Consider the following 14,934-nt stretch of genomic DNA (forward strand, 5'->3'; position numbering starts at 1 on the left):
GGCGCGAATGTGGTTGTCGGGCACCACCGGGTGTCCTGATACTGCGCGCCATGACACCGCCCAAGCTCATCATCCTCGGCCGCGACGGCATCCTCAACCGCTTCCGGGACGACCACGTCAAGGCGCCGGAAGAATGGGCGCCCATCCCGGGCGCGCTGGACGCGGTGGCCCGCCTCAACCATGCCGGCTGGCATGCGGTGGTGGCCACCAACCAGTCGGGCATCGGCCGCGGCATGATCGACATGGCCTCGCTGAATGCGGTGCATGCCCACATGATGAAGCTGCTGAGCCAGCACGGCGGCCGCATCGACGCGGTGTTCTTCTGTCCCCACGTGCCCGAAGACCAGTGCGACTGCCGCAAGCCGCTGCCCGGGCTGATGAAGCAGATCGGCCAGCGCTACGGCACCTCGCTGGCCGAAGTGCCGATGGTGTGCGACAACCCGCGCGACCTGGAAGCCGCCCATGCCGCCGGCTGCCGGCCGCACCTGGTGCGCTCGGGCCGCGCCGCCGAGCTGGACGACGCCTCGCTGGCCGAATGGCTGGCGGTGGCGCCTGAAACCCTGGTGCATGCCGACCTGGCGGCCCTTGCCGACCACCTGCTGCGCGGCAGCGGTGACGGCCTCGACCTCGACTCCGGCCCCATGGGCCTTGCCTGATGCTTGCTGCTCTGCGTTCCGCGCTGTTCTTCCTGTGGATGGTCATCACCGTCATCCCCATCGCCATCGTCGCGATGACCACGTCCATCTTCGTGCGCGGCGCGCCGGTGTACTGGATCTGCATCTCTTTCCTGCGGCTGGCCATCTTCGGCGCGCGGGTGATCTGCGGCGTGCAGTACCGGGTGCAGGGCATGGAGCGCCTGCCCACCGGCGCCGACAAGCTGGCACCGCTCATCCTGTGCCCCAAGCACCAGTCGACCTGGGAGACGTTTGCGTTTCCCACGCTGATGTCGCACCCGCTGGCCTATGTGTTCAAGCGTGAGCTGCTGTACATCCCGTTCTTCGGCTGGTCGATGGCGCGGCTGGACATGATCCACATCGACCGCAGCAAGCGCACCCAGGCCTGGGCCAAGGTGGCCGAGCAGGGCCGTGAGCTGCTGTCGCGTGGCATCTGGGTGATCATGTTCCCCGAGGGCACGCGCATCGCCCGCGGCCAGCGCGGCCAGTACAAGAACGGCGCCACCCGCCTGGCCGTGACCACCGGCGCACCGGTGGTGCCGATCGCCGTCACTTCCGCCCGCTGCTGGCCGCGCAAGAGCTTCGTGCTACGGCCCGGCATCATCGACATCTCCATCGGCACGCCCATCCCGTCGCAGGGCCGCGAGCCCGACGAGCTGATGCGCGAGGTGGAAGGCTGGATCGAAGCCGAGATGCAGCGCCTGGACCCCGAGGCCTACCGGAGCGGCGCACGATGAACCCGGCCGGCGCGGCCACGGCGCAGCAGTTGGCGCTGTTCGACCGCGCCGGTGCCGCCGAGCCAGAGCCCGACGACGCACCGCCGCAGACCGCGACCGCCTTCCGCCACCCGCAGGCCACGCACGAACTGCTGCTCGACGGCCACCGCGTGGCCTACCTGCTACGGCGCGCCCGGCGGCGCAGCATCGGCTTCGTGGTGGCCGCCGAGGGGCTGACGGTCAGCGCGCCGCGCTGGGTGCGTCTGGCCGATGTGGAAGAGGCGCTGCGCAGCAAGGGCGCCTGGGTGCTGCGCAAGCTGCAGGAGCAGCGCGAGCGCGCGCACCAGCAGCTGGCGGCGCGCGTGGTGTGGGGCGATGGCGCCGAATTCCCGTTCCTGGGCCAGCCGGTGCGCGTCCAGCTGGACACGGCGGTCACCGGCGCGCAGCTGGTGCCGCCCGAGCCGGGCAGCGGCCAGCCCGCGCAGCTGCGCGTGGGCCTGCCGGCCAGTGCCGCGCCCAGCCAGGTGCGCGATGCGGTGCAGGCCTGGCTGCAGCGCCAGGCCCGGCGCGTGTTCGAGGCGCGCTGCCAGCACTTCGCGCCCGCCATGGGCGTGACGGTGCGGCGCCTGTCGCTCAGCGCCGCCGCCACCCGCTGGGGCTCGGCCAGCGCCAGCGGTGCGATTCGCCTGAACTGGCGGCTGATCCATTTCTCCGAGGCCACCATCGACTACGTGGTGGTGCACGAGCTGGCCCATCTCATCGAGATGAACCACTCGCAGGCCTTCTGGCAGGTGGTGCGGGAGGCACTCCCGGGGTTCGAGGACGCGCGCGCGCCTTTGCGCGAAACGGTGCTGCCCAGTTGGGATTGAAGCCGCGGGCTGGTGGGCGCCACCGCCGGCGGGCGGCGCCGCGCTGTCGCTTGCCGGCAGCATGGCTGCCAAAAATGTCACTTCAGATCGGCGTTTGGGCACGCCGGCTTGCGCCCAAACGCACGTGGCGCCTGTCTGTCACCTGTGCGCGATCTATCAATAAGCGCATTTAAGCCGAAGAATCTGCGGCTTTGCCCGTTTGCGCCTGTGCGCCGGGTTGCCTCGCCAACGCGCTGAGCTGCCGAACCGCAGTGGCCGTGCGCACACGAGGTCCTCTTCCTCCTTCCTTCGCGTGGCCCATGAGCACTGACATTTCGCTTGCCCCGCCCCCAGCCGACTCCCGGCTGCTGGACGCCGTCGTCTTTCTCGCGCGCTACTTCGGCCGCCCCGTCGAACGGGCGGCGCTGCTGGGGGCCGGCGGCCCCGGCGCGGCCCCGGCCGAGTTGCTGCCCGATTGGTGCGCCCGCGCCGGGCTGATGCTGTCTGCGCTGCCGGCCGGCGAGGTGCGCGCCACCATGTTGCCGGCCCTGCTGCTGGGCGAGGGCGGCGCTGCGCTGGTGGTGCTGGCCCGCCAGGGCGATCGCTTCGAGGTGCACCAGCCCGGCGTCGATGGCACGCGCTGGATGACGCAGGCCGAGGTTGCCGCCGAATGCCCGGGCGCGCGCTGGATGGCGGCCCGCGCCGCCTTGCACATGGATCAGCGCAGCCTGCTGTACACGCTGCCGCAGGCCGGCCGCTGGTTCTGGGACGTGTTCGGCCGCAACCGCAGCATCTTCGGCTGGGCGCTGCTGGGTACGGTGGCGCTCAATCTGGTGGGCGCCTTGATCCCGTTCTACACCATGGCCGTGTACGACCGCGTGGTGCCCAACAACGCACTGTCCAGCCTGACGGTGCTCACCGTGGCGGCCGTGCTGCTGCTGGGCTTCGAGCTCGCGCTCAAGGTCTTGCGCGGGGCGCTCATCGAAACTGCCGCCCGCCGCATCGACGTGGCTTTGTCGTCGGCCATCTTCGCGCGCTGCCTGCGGCTGCGCGCAGCCAACCGGCCGGCCTCGGGCGGCGTGCTGGCCAACGTCGTGCGCGACTTCGAGTCGGTGCGCGAGTTCTTCGCCTCCGGCACGCTGGCGCTGCTGGGCGACCTGCCCTTCATGCTGCTGTTCCTGGCCATGGTGGCCATCATCGGCGGCTGGCTGGTGGTGGTGCCGCTGGTCACCATCCCCTTGATGCTGCTGTCGGCCTGGCTGATGCAGCGGCCCATGATGCGCAGCGTCTCGGCCTCTTCGCAGCAAAGCGCGCAGCGCACCGCGCACCTGTTCGAAACCATGAACGGCCTGGACACCGTCAAGGCCCTGGGCGCGGCCACCTGGAGCCGCCGCCGCTGGGAACAGCTGACGGTGGCCATCTCCCAGCACAGCTTCCACACCCGCGAGCTGGTGGCCTTCGGCGGCTACTCCGGCGCCTCGCTGCTGACCCTCAGCAACGTGGTGCTGGTGGCCATCGGCGCGGTGCTCATCGGCGAGCAGGCCATCACCACCGGGCAGCTGATCGGCGTGACCATGCTGGCCGGCCGCGCCATGGCGCCGGCCTCGCAGATCGCCTCGCTGGTGCTGCGCTGGCAGCAGACGCGCCTGTCGATGACGGCGCTCGAACAGGTCATGAAAGCGCCCACCGACGACGACGACAGCGCGCTGCAGGCGCCGCCGCTGAGCGGCCGCATCGAGTTCCGCGACGTGGCCTTCGCCTACCCCAACCGGCCGCCGCTGCTCGATGGCCTGAACCTGCGCATCCGCCCGGGTGAGCGGGTGGGCTTCATCGGCAAGCTGGGCTCGGGCAAGAGCACGCTGCTGCGCCTGCTGCTCAACCTGTATGCGCCCTCGGCCGGCACCGTGCTGCTCGACGAGCTGGCCACCACCCAGCTCGACCCGCAAAGCCTGCGCCGCCAGATCGGCTACGTGCCGCAGGACGTGACCCTGTTCCACGGCAGCATCCGCGAGAACATCGAGCTGGGTCGCACCGAAGGCGGCGACGCCGCGCTGCTGGACGCCGCGCGCAGCGCCTGCCTGGAAGAAACGCTGTCGCAGCTGCCGGCCGGCCTGGCCACGCCGGTGGGTGAACGCGGCGAACTGCTGTCCGGCGGCCAGCGCCAGTCGGTGGCCATCGCCCGCGCGCTGCTGGCCAAGCCGCGGCTGCTGCTGATGGACGAGCCCAGCAGCATGATGGACCCGGCCACCGAGCAGCGCCTGATCCGCGAGCTGCGGGCGCTCAAGGACACCACGCTGCTGCTGGTCACCCACCGCATGGCGATGCTGCCGCTGGTCGACCGGCTGGTGGTGCTGGACCGCGGCCGCGTGGTGGCCGATGGCCCGCGCGACGAAGTGCTGCGGGCGCTGGCGCAGGCCACGGCCCCCGAGGCCGCCCCCGCGCAACGACCGGTGAAGGTGGCGTGATGGCAGCCGATCACATGATGGTGGACCTGGACGCCGGCCCGCGCCGGCTGGCGCTGGCGCTGGTGGCGGTGCTGGCGCTGTTTTTGGTGGTGGCCCTGGCCTGGGCCAGCTGGGCGCATGTGGACGTGGCCGTGAACGCCCGCGGCACCGTGCTGGCGCCCAGCCGGCTGCAGGAAGTGCAAAGCCTGGAAGGCGGCATCATCCGCGCCGTCAAGGTGCAGGCGGGCGACCGCGTGCAGCGCGGCCAGCCGCTGGTGGAACTGGACGAAGTGCAGGCCGAGGTCGAGGTCGGCGAAAGCCGTGAATCGCTGCGCGCGCTGCAGTCCTCTCGCATCCGCGTGCAGGCCTTGCTGGACGGGCGCGAGCCGCGCTTCGGCAGCCTGGAAACCGAGGCGCCCGACCTGGTGCGCGAAGAGCGGCGACTGTGGCTGGCCGCCCGCAGCGAGGCTGACGCCAGCATCGCGGCCCTGGCCGAAGGCGTGCGCCGCCGCGCCGGTGAGCTGGCCGAGGCGCAAAGCCGCATCCCGGTCCTGGAAAGCGTGCTGGCTTCCAGCCGCGAGTCCTTGCAGATCGAAGAACGCCTGGTGGCCGAAGGCGCCGGCGCCAAGGCCGATCTGTTGACGGCGCGCCAGCGCTTCCTGCAGCAGCAAGGCGAGCTGAGCGCCCTGCGCGATTCGCTGCCGCGGCTGACCGCCGGCCTGGCCGAAGCCCGCGCCCAGCAGGCCGAGCAGACCGCGCGCACCCGCGCGCAGTGGGGCGCCCAGCGCACCGAGATCGAAGGCAAGCTGCAGACCATGCAGGCCACCGTGCGCGGCCGCGAGGACAAGCTGGCGCGGCGGGTGCTGGTCTCGCCGATGGACGGCGTGGTCAACCGCGTGCTGCTGCACACCGTGGGTGGCGTGGCCGCGCCGGGCGCCGCCATCCTGGAGGTGGTGCCCAGCGACCCTGCGCTCACCGTCACCGCGCGCGTCAAGCCGGCGGACATCGGCTTCCTGCACGTGGGGCAGGAAGCGAGCGTGCGCGTCAGCTCCTTCGACTCGTCCATCTACGGCAGCCTGCCGGCCACCGTGCAGCGCGTGGGCGCCGATGCGCTGGTCGATGAGCAGGACAAGCAGCCTTACTTCGAGGTGCAGCTGCGCACCGCGCGCGACTACCTGGAGCACGACGGCCGCCGCCTGGCCATCGGCCCCGGCATGCCGGTGGACGCCAGCATCCTGACCGGCCAGCGCACCGTCATGCAGTACCTGCTCAAGCCGGTGCTCAAGACCCTTCACTCGGCGATGCAGGAGCGGTGATGCGACCCACTCGTCCTTCTTCCCGATCGCGGGGTCGTTCGCTGGCGCCCAGGGCGTTGACGCTGATCGCCGCCGTGGCGGCTGCCTGTTTCTGCGCGGCGGCTGAAGCGGCCGGGCCGCAAGGCGCGCCGGTCGCGCCTGTCGTGCAGTCCGAAGCAGCCGGCACGCTCGTGCGCTTTGCCGATGCGGTGCAACTGGCGCTGGCGCGCGACGGCGACCTGCAGAGTGCGCGTGCCACGGTGCGCGCCGCGCAGGCGCAGGTCGACCAGATCCGATCGCGCTTTTTCCCCTCGGCCGGCGTGCAGCAGGAGCAGGGGCGGCGCGTCACCCGCGAAGCCGGCGCGCTGGTGGACCGCCACGCCCGCAGCACCGAAGGCTTCGTGCGCTGGAACCTGTACAACGGCGGCAGCGACCGCACCCAGCTGGACGCCGCCCAGCTGGAGCTGCAGGCCGCCGAGGCCGATGCCCGGCAGGCGCTGGAAGACGCCTGCGAGCGGGTGGCCAAGGCCTACATCGAGCTGCAGCGGCAGCAGGCGCTGCTCAAGGCGGCCATGTACCGCCACGCGGAACTGGCGGACCTGGCCGAGCGCGTGGCGCGCCAGGTGGCTGCGGGCAAGTCGCCGGCGTCCGATGGCGACCTGGCGCAGTCCTCGTTGATCGACGCCGAGCTGTCGGTGGCCAACAGCCAGGCCGACCTGGCGGCCGCCCGCGCGCAGCTGGGCGTGCTCACCGGACAGGTGGGTGCGCTGCTGGCCGAAGAGACGCCGCCCGGCACCAACCCCTGGGCCGGCACGCCCGGCCTGCCTGCAGATGCTCCGTTGGAAGACTGGTGGACCCTGGCCCTGCGCACGCATGCCGGCACCCAGGCCGCCGCCGCGCGCCGCGAGGCGGCCAAGGCCCGCGTACCGCTGATCGCACCCGAGTACCTGCCGCGCGCCGACCTGATGCTGCGCAAGGGCTTGTCCGACCGCACCGTACCCGTCGAGTCGACGCAGGACAGGCGCAGCTGGACCGTCACGCTTAGCTACGAGGTGCCGCTGGGCGGCGGCGGCACCGCCCGGCGCGAAGAGGCGCGCGCCCGCGCCGAGGCGGCGGAAAGCCTGGCCTGGCGCAGCGAGCAGAGCGTGCGCGGCGAGCTGGGCGTGGTGCGGCAGCAGGCGCTGCAGAACGCGCAGGCGCTGCCTGCACTTGCGCGCCAGCGCGAGCAGCTGAGCGCCGTGGTGCGCGCCAGCGACCTGCAGTACCAGGCAGGCCGCCGCAGCCTGTTGCAGCTCATCGACCAGCGCGACCGCCGCTTCAATGCCGACCAGCGGGAAGTGGAGGCGGCCTGGCGGCTGCGGCAGGCGTGGCTGCGCATGGCCGCGCTCACCGGCTCGTTGGCGCCCGCATTGGGCGTCGCCGAAATGCCACGCGACCGCGTCGAAGTGGACCCCATGCGACCCCCGGAACAGGGGCTGGCGCCACCTTGACGAAATGCTAACGAAATGACCTCTACGGCAGAAATGGTGAGAGATCGTTCAAGGTTCGTCGCCGGGTCGCGACACGCCACTATTTGAATGTGCGCAATTCACGCGTGAATGTCAGAATTGCCACTGCATCTCCCCCTTAATTGATGGGGTCGTCACCTTGTAATGTGATATGTGAACACATGTAAATGATCGAAACGTCGGGACAATGGCGGTGCGGCGCTGGGCCGCTTGCGAACCGGGAGGAACACTTGACCGTACTGAATTACTCAACCGCGGTGAATGTCTGGGAAGACACGAACAAAGACTTCGACATCACCACGCTGCTGCAACAGGCCGGATACACGCCCAGTGGCACCCTGAGCATCGAGTCGCTGCTGGTCAGCGACGGCAACGGCGGCTACATCGCAGCACCCACCGCGCTTTTCAGCCAAGTCGATGACCACACCGTCCGCGTCTCGGCGGCGGCCGTGCCGAACTACTTCGGCAACTTCGATACCTTGTCCGTCGTTTTCGACACCGGCGCGGACGTCATCCGCCTGACGCTCAAGGTCATCATCGACCCGGTCAACGACGCGCCCAGCGGCACCGACAGCTCGGTGGCGCTGCAAGATGGCAGCGGCTACGTCCTCAAGGAATCCGACTTCGGCTTCTCCGACGTCGACGGCAACAACTTCAAGTCGGTGGTGATCAACGCGCTGCCCGCCACCGGCACGGTGCTGCTCAACGGTGTGGCCATCGCCCCCGGCACCGAAGTGCAGATCGCCGACATCCGCTCGGGTCTGCTGACTTACCAGCCCGCGCAAGGCTCCACCGGCACGGTCGGCCTGTCGTTCCAGGTGCGCGACGACGGCGGGCTCGTGGGCACCGGTGCCGCCGACCTCGACCCGACGCCCAACGTGCTCAGCTTCAAGCTGCCCGCGCTGGCCTCGATGGGTGACCGCGTCTGGCTCGACAGCAACGGCAACGGCCTGCAAGACAGCGGCGAAGCCGGCTTTGCCAATGTCACGGTCAAGTTGCTGAACGCCAGCGGCGCCGTGGTGGCCACCACCACCACCGACGCTGCAGGCAACTACCTGTTCCAGGGTCTGCTGCCCGGCCAGTACAAGGTGCAGGTGGTCAGCCCCGACGGCTACAAGTTCACCACGGCCGACGCCGGCACCAACGACGCCATCGACAACGACGTGGTGTGGAACGGTACCGGCACCAACACCGGCACCAGCGGCCTGGTCACGCTGGCCGCGGGTGAAAACAACACCAGCGTCGACGCCGGCCTGAAGGTCTGCCTCGTCAAGGTGGGCGACACCATCTGGTGGGACGCCAACGGCAACGGCGTGCAGGACACCGGCGAGCGCGGTGTGGCGGGCGTCAACGTCAAGCTGACCAGTGCCGGCAGCGACGGCGTCTTCGGCACCGCCGACGACTCGGTGCGCACCACCACCACCGACGCCAACGGCAAGTACGCCTTCAACGACGTGGCCTGGGGCAAGTACAAGCTCACGCTGGACACCCCCGACGGCTTTGCCGTGACCAAGGCCGACGCGGGCACCAACGACGCCGTCGACTCCGACTTCAAGGCCGTCACCACGTCCACGTCAGTCAACCTGATCACCAACGGCAGTTTCGAGAACCTGAACTGCGGCGTGCCGGTGGGCTGGTGCGGCCTGGGTGACGTCATCGAAGCCGGTGCTGCCAGCGCCTATGGCGTCACTGGCGCCACCGGTGCCACGGTGGTGGAACTGGACGCCCGCTACACCGCCTCGCTGCTGGGTGGCACCGGGCTTTACCAGGACGTGAAGACGACAGCCGGCCAGACCTACCAGCTGTCGGTCGATGTGGCCGCCCGTGCATGCACGAAGCTCAGCACCAACACCGTCGAGGTGTGGTGGAACAACACCCGCATCGCCACCATCGACCCCACCAGCACCGCGCTGAAGACCTACAGCTTCTCGGTGACCGGCACTGGCGCGAACGACCGCCTGTCGTTCCGCGAGCAGTGTGGTGACGACGACGGCGTCGGCGGCATCATCGACAACGTCAAGCTCATCGGCAGCACCAGCAGCACCGTGTACGAAGCCGGCTTCCAGGTGGCCAGCTGCGACGACAACCTGACGCTGGATGGCGGCCTGATCGTGACCAAGCCCGCCACGCTGGGCAACAAGGTGTGGTTCGACCAGAACGGCGATGGTTTGCAGGACGCCTGCGAGCCCGGCGCCGCCGGCGTGACCGTGCGACTGCTGGACGCGGCCGGCACGGTGGTGGCCACCACGGTGACCGACTCCACCGGCGGCTACCTGTTCACCGGCCTGCCGCCCGGCCAGTACGCGGTGCAGGTGGTGGCCCCGGCGGGCCAGATGTTCACGTCGGCCAACGTCGGCAGCAACGACGGCATCGACAGCGACGTGGTGTGGAGCGGCAGCGGCAACACCGCCACCTCCGGCCTGGTGACGCTGGCCGTCGGTGAGACCAACCTGACCGTGGACGCCGGCCTCAAGCCCGTCGTCTGCAACATCGGCGACCGCGTGTGGGCCGACACCAATGGCAACGGCCTGCAAGACGCCGGTGAAGGCGGCGTGGCCGGCGTGGCGGTCAAGCTGATCGGCGCTGGTGCCGACGGCCTGTTCAACACGGCCGACGACACCTCGCGCGTGACGGTGACCGACGCCAACGGCAAGTACCTGTTCGACAACGTCGGTGCCGGCAGCTACAAGGTGGCGCTGGCGCTGGCCAAGGGCTACCAGCTGACCGCGGCCGACGTCGGCAGCAACGACGCCATCGACTCCGACTTCCGTGCCATCGGCGCCTCGACGACCGGGTCCAACCTGATCATCAACGGCAGCTTCGAAGACAACTTCGGCTGTGGCAATGGCGAATGGAAGACGCTCAGCGGCTACAGCCCCAGCGTCGGCCAGACGTCGGATTTCGGTGTGAGCGGCAACACGGGCGTGTATGCGGCCCAACTGGACTCCGAGTACAACTGGGGCAGGGCTCAGGGCCTCTACCAGGACGTGCAGACGCAGCAGGGCCAGACCTACCAGCTGTCGGTGGACCTGGCGAGCCGTGCCAACACTGCTGTGTCCACCAACACGGTGGAAGTGTGGTGGAACGGCAGCTGCATCGCGTCGATCGACCCGGCGACCACCAAGCTGACGACCTACACCTTCACGGTCACGGGCACCGGTGGCCTCGACCGCCTGACCTTCCGTGACCAGGCCGGCGATGACGACGGCATGGGCGGCATCATCGACAACGTTCGCCTGACCTCGCTGCCTTGGGCCTACGAGTCGGCCGCCTTCCAGGTGACGACCGCCACCGACAACCTGACCATCGACGCAGGCTTGACCTCGCGTGCCTTGATCTCGTTGGTGGGCACCGAAGCCATCTATGAAGGCAACAACGCCAACTACACGCTGCAGCTGAGCCAAGCGTTGGCGGTCGATACCACGGTGTTCGTGTCCTTCGCCAACGGCACGGCCAACCGCGCCACGGGCTGGCTGGGCAACCAGACGGTGACGGCGGGCGGTGGCTACACCACCCAGGACGGTGTGTACCACGCCAACCAGTACTACGACCCTGTCACCGGCACGTACGGCAACCAGGCCAACACGTCCACTGCACAGACGCAGGACTTCAGCGTCAAGGACATCAACGGCGCTTACCTGCCCACCACGGCCGACGGCTTCTACGTCACGATCAAGGCGGGGCAGACCAGCTCTGCGTCGTTCAACATCGAGGCCTGGCAGGAGAAGGTCTACGTCGATCGCGACTTCGTGGCCGACACGACCTACCGGGAAGCGGCCTGGGAAACGTTCCAGATCAAGCTCAGCGGTGGCAACAGCCTGACCGACTTCACCGAGACCAGCAAGACGGTCTCGATCGGCGACACCACCACGTACTACGCCTACAGCCCCATCGTGCTGGACCTGGACGGCAACGGCATCCAGACCAAGGCGCTGATCGACGCGGGCGGCAAGTTCGATCTGCTGGGCACCGGCCATGCCGTGAAGTCGGGCTGGATCTCCAGCGGCGACGGTTTCCTGGCGGTTGATGCCAACCACAACGGCCGCATCGACGGTGTCTCCGAGCTGTTCGGCAGCGCTGAGCGTGGCGTCGGCTTCGCCAAGCTGGCTTCGTTCGACAGCAACGGTGATGGCCTGGTGGACGCCAAGGACGCGGGCTTCAGCGAGCTCAGCATCTGGCAGGACGCCAATGGCAACCACCAGACCGACGCGGGCGAACTGCACACGCTGGCCGAGATGGGCATCGCCAGCCTGAAGACCGGGTACACGAACCTGGACGTCACGCAGCTGGGCAACCTGCTGGGTGAAGCCAGCACCGCCACCCGCGCCGACGGCAGCAGCATCGACATGGTGGACGTGTACTTCAACGTCTACGCCGACGATGCCGCGGCCGCCAAGGCTGCGCTGCCTTCGCTCGACGGTCTGCTGTCGCAGGACGACGCGCTGCTGCACCACGCCTTCGCGGGTGGTGCACCGGCGGTGGCCGGTGGCTGCGCCGGCTGCCCGGTGCCCGCCGCCGACGCCACGGCCCTGCACGCCGACGCCAGCGCCGAGCTGGTGCGGCAGCTGATCGCCCACATCAAGAACGCCGATCACAGCGCTGTTGCTGCGGTCGCGTAAGGCCCCGAGGCCTTGCCGGAGGAAGCCGGTCGGCACGTCGCCGCCCGGCTTGCAATCAAACCCTTGAAGGGAGAGGAATCACCATGAAGCAAAGTCACTTCCGCCTGGCGGGCCTGGCCGCTGCGGCGCTGCTGGCCACGTCGGCCGCGCATGCCGACACGCTGTCGGTCAACAACTACGCCACCACCGCCGACGGCCGCCTGGCCACCGGCAGTGTCGCGATCCTGTCGGGCGGCACCTCCGACCCGGTGCTGTTCAATGTGCTGAACAAGACGACCGGCACCTCGTTCCTGGCCTACTGCATCGAGCAAAGCCAGACCGTGCGCCGTTCCGACCAAACCTACAGCGCTGCCGCCTACTCGGCCCCGGCTGGCGTGCAGGAGCTGTACGACCGGTTCTACAGCACTTCGCTGCAGACGCAGCGGGGTGCGGTCGCCTTCCAGCTGGCGCTGTGGGACCTGACCGGCAACACCAGCCTCAGCAGCTACTCGTCGTCGGACGCCAACGTCGCGCTGGCCACGACCTGGCTGAACACCGTGAACGCCGACAACAACCCGTTTGCCCAACAGTACACGCTGACGCGTTGGTCGAGCAGCAGCCTGCAGGACGTGGTGCAGGCCGCGCCGGTGCCGGAGCCCGAAACCTATGCGCTGATGCTCGCCGGCCTGGGCGCCATCGGCCTGATCGCTCGCCGCCGCCAAGAGCCGCGCTGAACGACATTGCGGCCACCATGCCGCTGGGCGTGAGGTAGCCCATCTGCCTTCCGCCAAGGGCGCCCCCACCGGGGCGCCCTTTTTTTCATCTGCCGCTCAGAGGGACGAAGCCACCGCCGATGGCGCGAAGCCCAGCGGCGCTGCCCAGCCAGCGTAGGTCTTGGGCAGCGGGCGCGCATAGTCGCCCTGCTTGGAGGTGTGCAGCCCCAGCGCGGCCAGGCCTTCCGCGAACTTGATGGCGGCGGCCACGCCGTCGATCACCGGCACGCCCAGCCGCTGCTGCAGCTGCGCCGCCAGGTCGGCCATGCCGGCGCAGCCCAGCACGATGGCGCCGCTGCGGTCGTGCTGCAGGGCGTGCCGGGCCGCCGCCTCAATGCGGGCCACCAGCGCGGAGCCTGCGGCTTCCAGCTCCAGCACCGGGATGTCGGTGCCGTGCACGCCGCGGCAGCGGCGCTCGAAGCCGTACTTGTGCAGCAGGTGCTCGGCGATCACGCAGGTACGCGTCATCGTGGTGACGACGGAAAAGCCGGTGGACAGGAAAGAAGCCGCATGGAAGGCCGCCTCGGCGATGCCGATGACCGGCGCAGTGCAGGCCTCGCGCGCGGCGTCCAGGCCCGGATCGCCGAAGCAGGCGATGACCACGCCGTCCACCTGCGCACCGTGCAGGCGCGCCTGCTGCGCCACGCCGGCGGCCGCAAAGGCGTCGTCGTAGTGCCCTTCGATGGAGGCCGCACCGAAATCGGGCTGGGTGGCCACGATGGTGGTGCCCGGCGCGGCCACGGCGCGGGCGGCCGCGGCGATCTGCGCGGTCATCGCGGCCGAGGTGTTGGGGTTGACGACAAGCAGTTTCATGCGGACTCCGGCAGCGGAGGGAAGGGCAGTGGGTGAGGGGGATTGCATACAAAGCAAGCTCTGCCGCCCCATCGCGGGGCGGTTGGTGGCAGCGCCCGCAAATGCCGCGCCTGCCTTGGTGCAAGACCACTTGGCACATGCATTGCATACAAAACGGCCACGATGGAACGCACCGACCTGGAACTCGTCTCGCTGACCAAGCATTACGGCGACGCCGTGGCCGTGGCCGGTATCGACCTCAAGATCCAAGGGGGCAGCTACTGCTGCCTGCTGGGGCCTTCGGGCTGCGGCAAGACCTCGACGCTGCGCATGGTGGCCGGGCATGAGGTGCCCACCGCCGGCCACGTGGTGCTGGCCGGCCGCGAGATCACGCACCTGGAGCCGGTGCAGCGCGGCACCGCGATGATGTTCCAGAGCTATGCGCTGTTCCCCCACCTCAGCGTGCTCGACAACGTGGCCTTCAGCGCCCGCATGAAGGGCGTGGACAAGGCTGCGCGCGAGAAGCGTGCCCGCGAGCTGCTGGAGCTGGTGGCCATGACGCCTTACGCGGCGCGGCTGCCGGCGGCGCTGTCGGGCGGGCAGCAGCAGCGGGTGGCGCTGGCGCGCGCGCTGATGACGCAGCCCCGGGTGCTGCTGCTGGACGAGCCGCTGTCGGCGCTAGACCCGTTCCTGCGCATCAAGATGCGCGCCGAACTGCAGCGCTGGCACCGCGAACTGGGCATGACCTTCGTGCACGTCACCCACTCGCAGGAAGAGGCGATGGCGCTGGCCGACCTGGTGGTGGTGATGAACCAGGGCAAGGTGGAGCAGGCCGGCACCGCGCGTGAGGTGTTCGAGCGCCCGCGCACCGCTTTCATCGCCCGCTTCATCGGGGCGCACAACGTGGTGGACACGCCTTCTGGCGCGGTGGCGGTGCGCAGCGACCGCACCGTGCTGGCGCCCAGCGGCGGCCCCGGCATGGCGGTGACCGTCAAGGCCGTGGAATACCAGGGCAGCCATGTGCAGGTGCACCTGGCCACCCGCCTGGATGAACAGGACTCCGCCGACGACCGACCCGACAGCGCCGGCTGGGTGGCGCTGGTGCCCGATGCCCAGTTCCATGCCGCGCCGCTGGCGCCCGGCCAGCGCGTGGCCATGAGCTGGCACGAGGCCGATGCGCACGTGCTGCAAGGGTGAAGTGGTGCCCCCTAGCTCGCTGCGCTCGCGTCCCCCCGAGGGGGAGCTCAGTCCCTTGGGGCGGCCCGGCGGGACTGAGATGGTGCCCC

General features: G+C 69.7%; 10 protein-coding genes. 9 read left to right on the top strand and 1 reads right to left on the bottom strand.

Features of this window, described 5'->3' with window-relative positions:
- The first annotated feature begins 50 nt into the window (after positions 1 to 50).
- The 8 genes from gmhB (at position 51) to ABNT58_RS08915 (ending at position 12,817) form a co-directional block, all read left to right on the top strand.
- A complete protein-coding gene (gmhB, locus tag ABNT58_RS08880) occupies positions 51 to 656 on the top strand; it encodes a D-glycero-beta-D-manno-heptose 1,7-bisphosphate 7-phosphatase (protein WP_348753133.1) in 606 nt (201 codons plus the stop codon).
- A complete protein-coding gene (locus ABNT58_RS08885) occupies positions 656 to 1,411 on the top strand; it encodes a lysophospholipid acyltransferase family protein (RefSeq protein WP_348753134.1) in 756 nt (251 codons plus the stop codon). The genes gmhB and ABNT58_RS08885 overlap by 1 nt, the downstream gene beginning before the upstream one ends.
- Positions 1,408 to 2,259 (top strand): SprT family zinc-dependent metalloprotease, encoded by an 852-nt coding sequence (locus tag ABNT58_RS08890; RefSeq protein ID WP_348753135.1) that lies wholly within the window; start codon positions 1,408 to 1,410, stop codon positions 2,257 to 2,259. Before ABNT58_RS08885 ends, ABNT58_RS08890 begins: the two co-directional genes overlap by 4 nt.
- Before the next feature lie 299 nt (positions 2,260 to 2,558).
- The gene (locus ABNT58_RS08895) at positions 2,559 to 4,703 is read left to right on the top strand and encodes a type I secretion system permease/ATPase (protein WP_348753136.1); all 2,145 of its coding nucleotides are present in this window, start codon (positions 2,559 to 2,561) and stop codon (positions 4,701 to 4,703) included.
- The gene (locus ABNT58_RS08900) at positions 4,703 to 5,998 is read left to right on the top strand and encodes an HlyD family type I secretion periplasmic adaptor subunit (RefSeq protein WP_348753137.1); all 1,296 of its coding nucleotides are present in this window, start codon (positions 4,703 to 4,705) and stop codon (positions 5,996 to 5,998) included. Before ABNT58_RS08895 ends, ABNT58_RS08900 begins: the two co-directional genes overlap by 1 nt.
- A 143-nt stretch (positions 5,999 to 6,141) precedes the next feature.
- On the top strand, positions 6,142 to 7,467 hold the full coding sequence (locus tag ABNT58_RS08905) for a TolC family protein (RefSeq protein WP_348753138.1): 1,326 nt from the start codon (positions 6,142 to 6,144) through the stop codon (positions 7,465 to 7,467).
- Between the two features lie 275 nt (positions 7,468 to 7,742).
- Positions 7,743 to 12,104: an SdrD B-like domain-containing protein gene (locus ABNT58_RS08910; RefSeq protein ID WP_348753139.1), complete on the top strand. Its 4,362-nt coding sequence runs from the start codon at positions 7,743 to 7,745 to the stop codon at positions 12,102 to 12,104.
- A gap of 83 nt (positions 12,105 to 12,187) precedes the next feature.
- Positions 12,188 to 12,817, top strand: coding sequence for a PEP-CTERM sorting domain-containing protein (locus ABNT58_RS08915; RefSeq protein WP_348753140.1), 630 nt, complete (start codon positions 12,188 to 12,190; stop codon positions 12,815 to 12,817).
- Between the two features lie 96 nt (positions 12,818 to 12,913).
- Here ABNT58_RS08915 and ABNT58_RS08920 read toward each other — a convergent pair whose 3' ends face one another.
- Positions 12,914 to 13,669: an aspartate/glutamate racemase family protein gene (locus ABNT58_RS08920; RefSeq protein WP_348753141.1), complete on the bottom strand. Its 756-nt coding sequence runs from the start codon at positions 13,667 to 13,669 to the stop codon at positions 12,914 to 12,916.
- A 162-nt stretch (positions 13,670 to 13,831) separates the two neighbouring features.
- Here ABNT58_RS08920 and ABNT58_RS08925 point away from each other — a divergent pair, with 162 nt between their 5' ends.
- Positions 13,832 to 14,845 (top strand): ABC transporter ATP-binding protein, encoded by a 1,014-nt coding sequence (locus ABNT58_RS08925; RefSeq protein WP_348753142.1) that lies wholly within the window; start codon positions 13,832 to 13,834, stop codon positions 14,843 to 14,845.
- Positions 14,846 to 14,934: the final 89 nt, after the last annotated feature.

The organism is uncultured Aquincola sp., assembly GCF_964001545.1.
In the GTDB taxonomy this organism is placed as follows: domain Bacteria; phylum Pseudomonadota; class Gammaproteobacteria; order Burkholderiales; family Burkholderiaceae_C; genus Aquincola.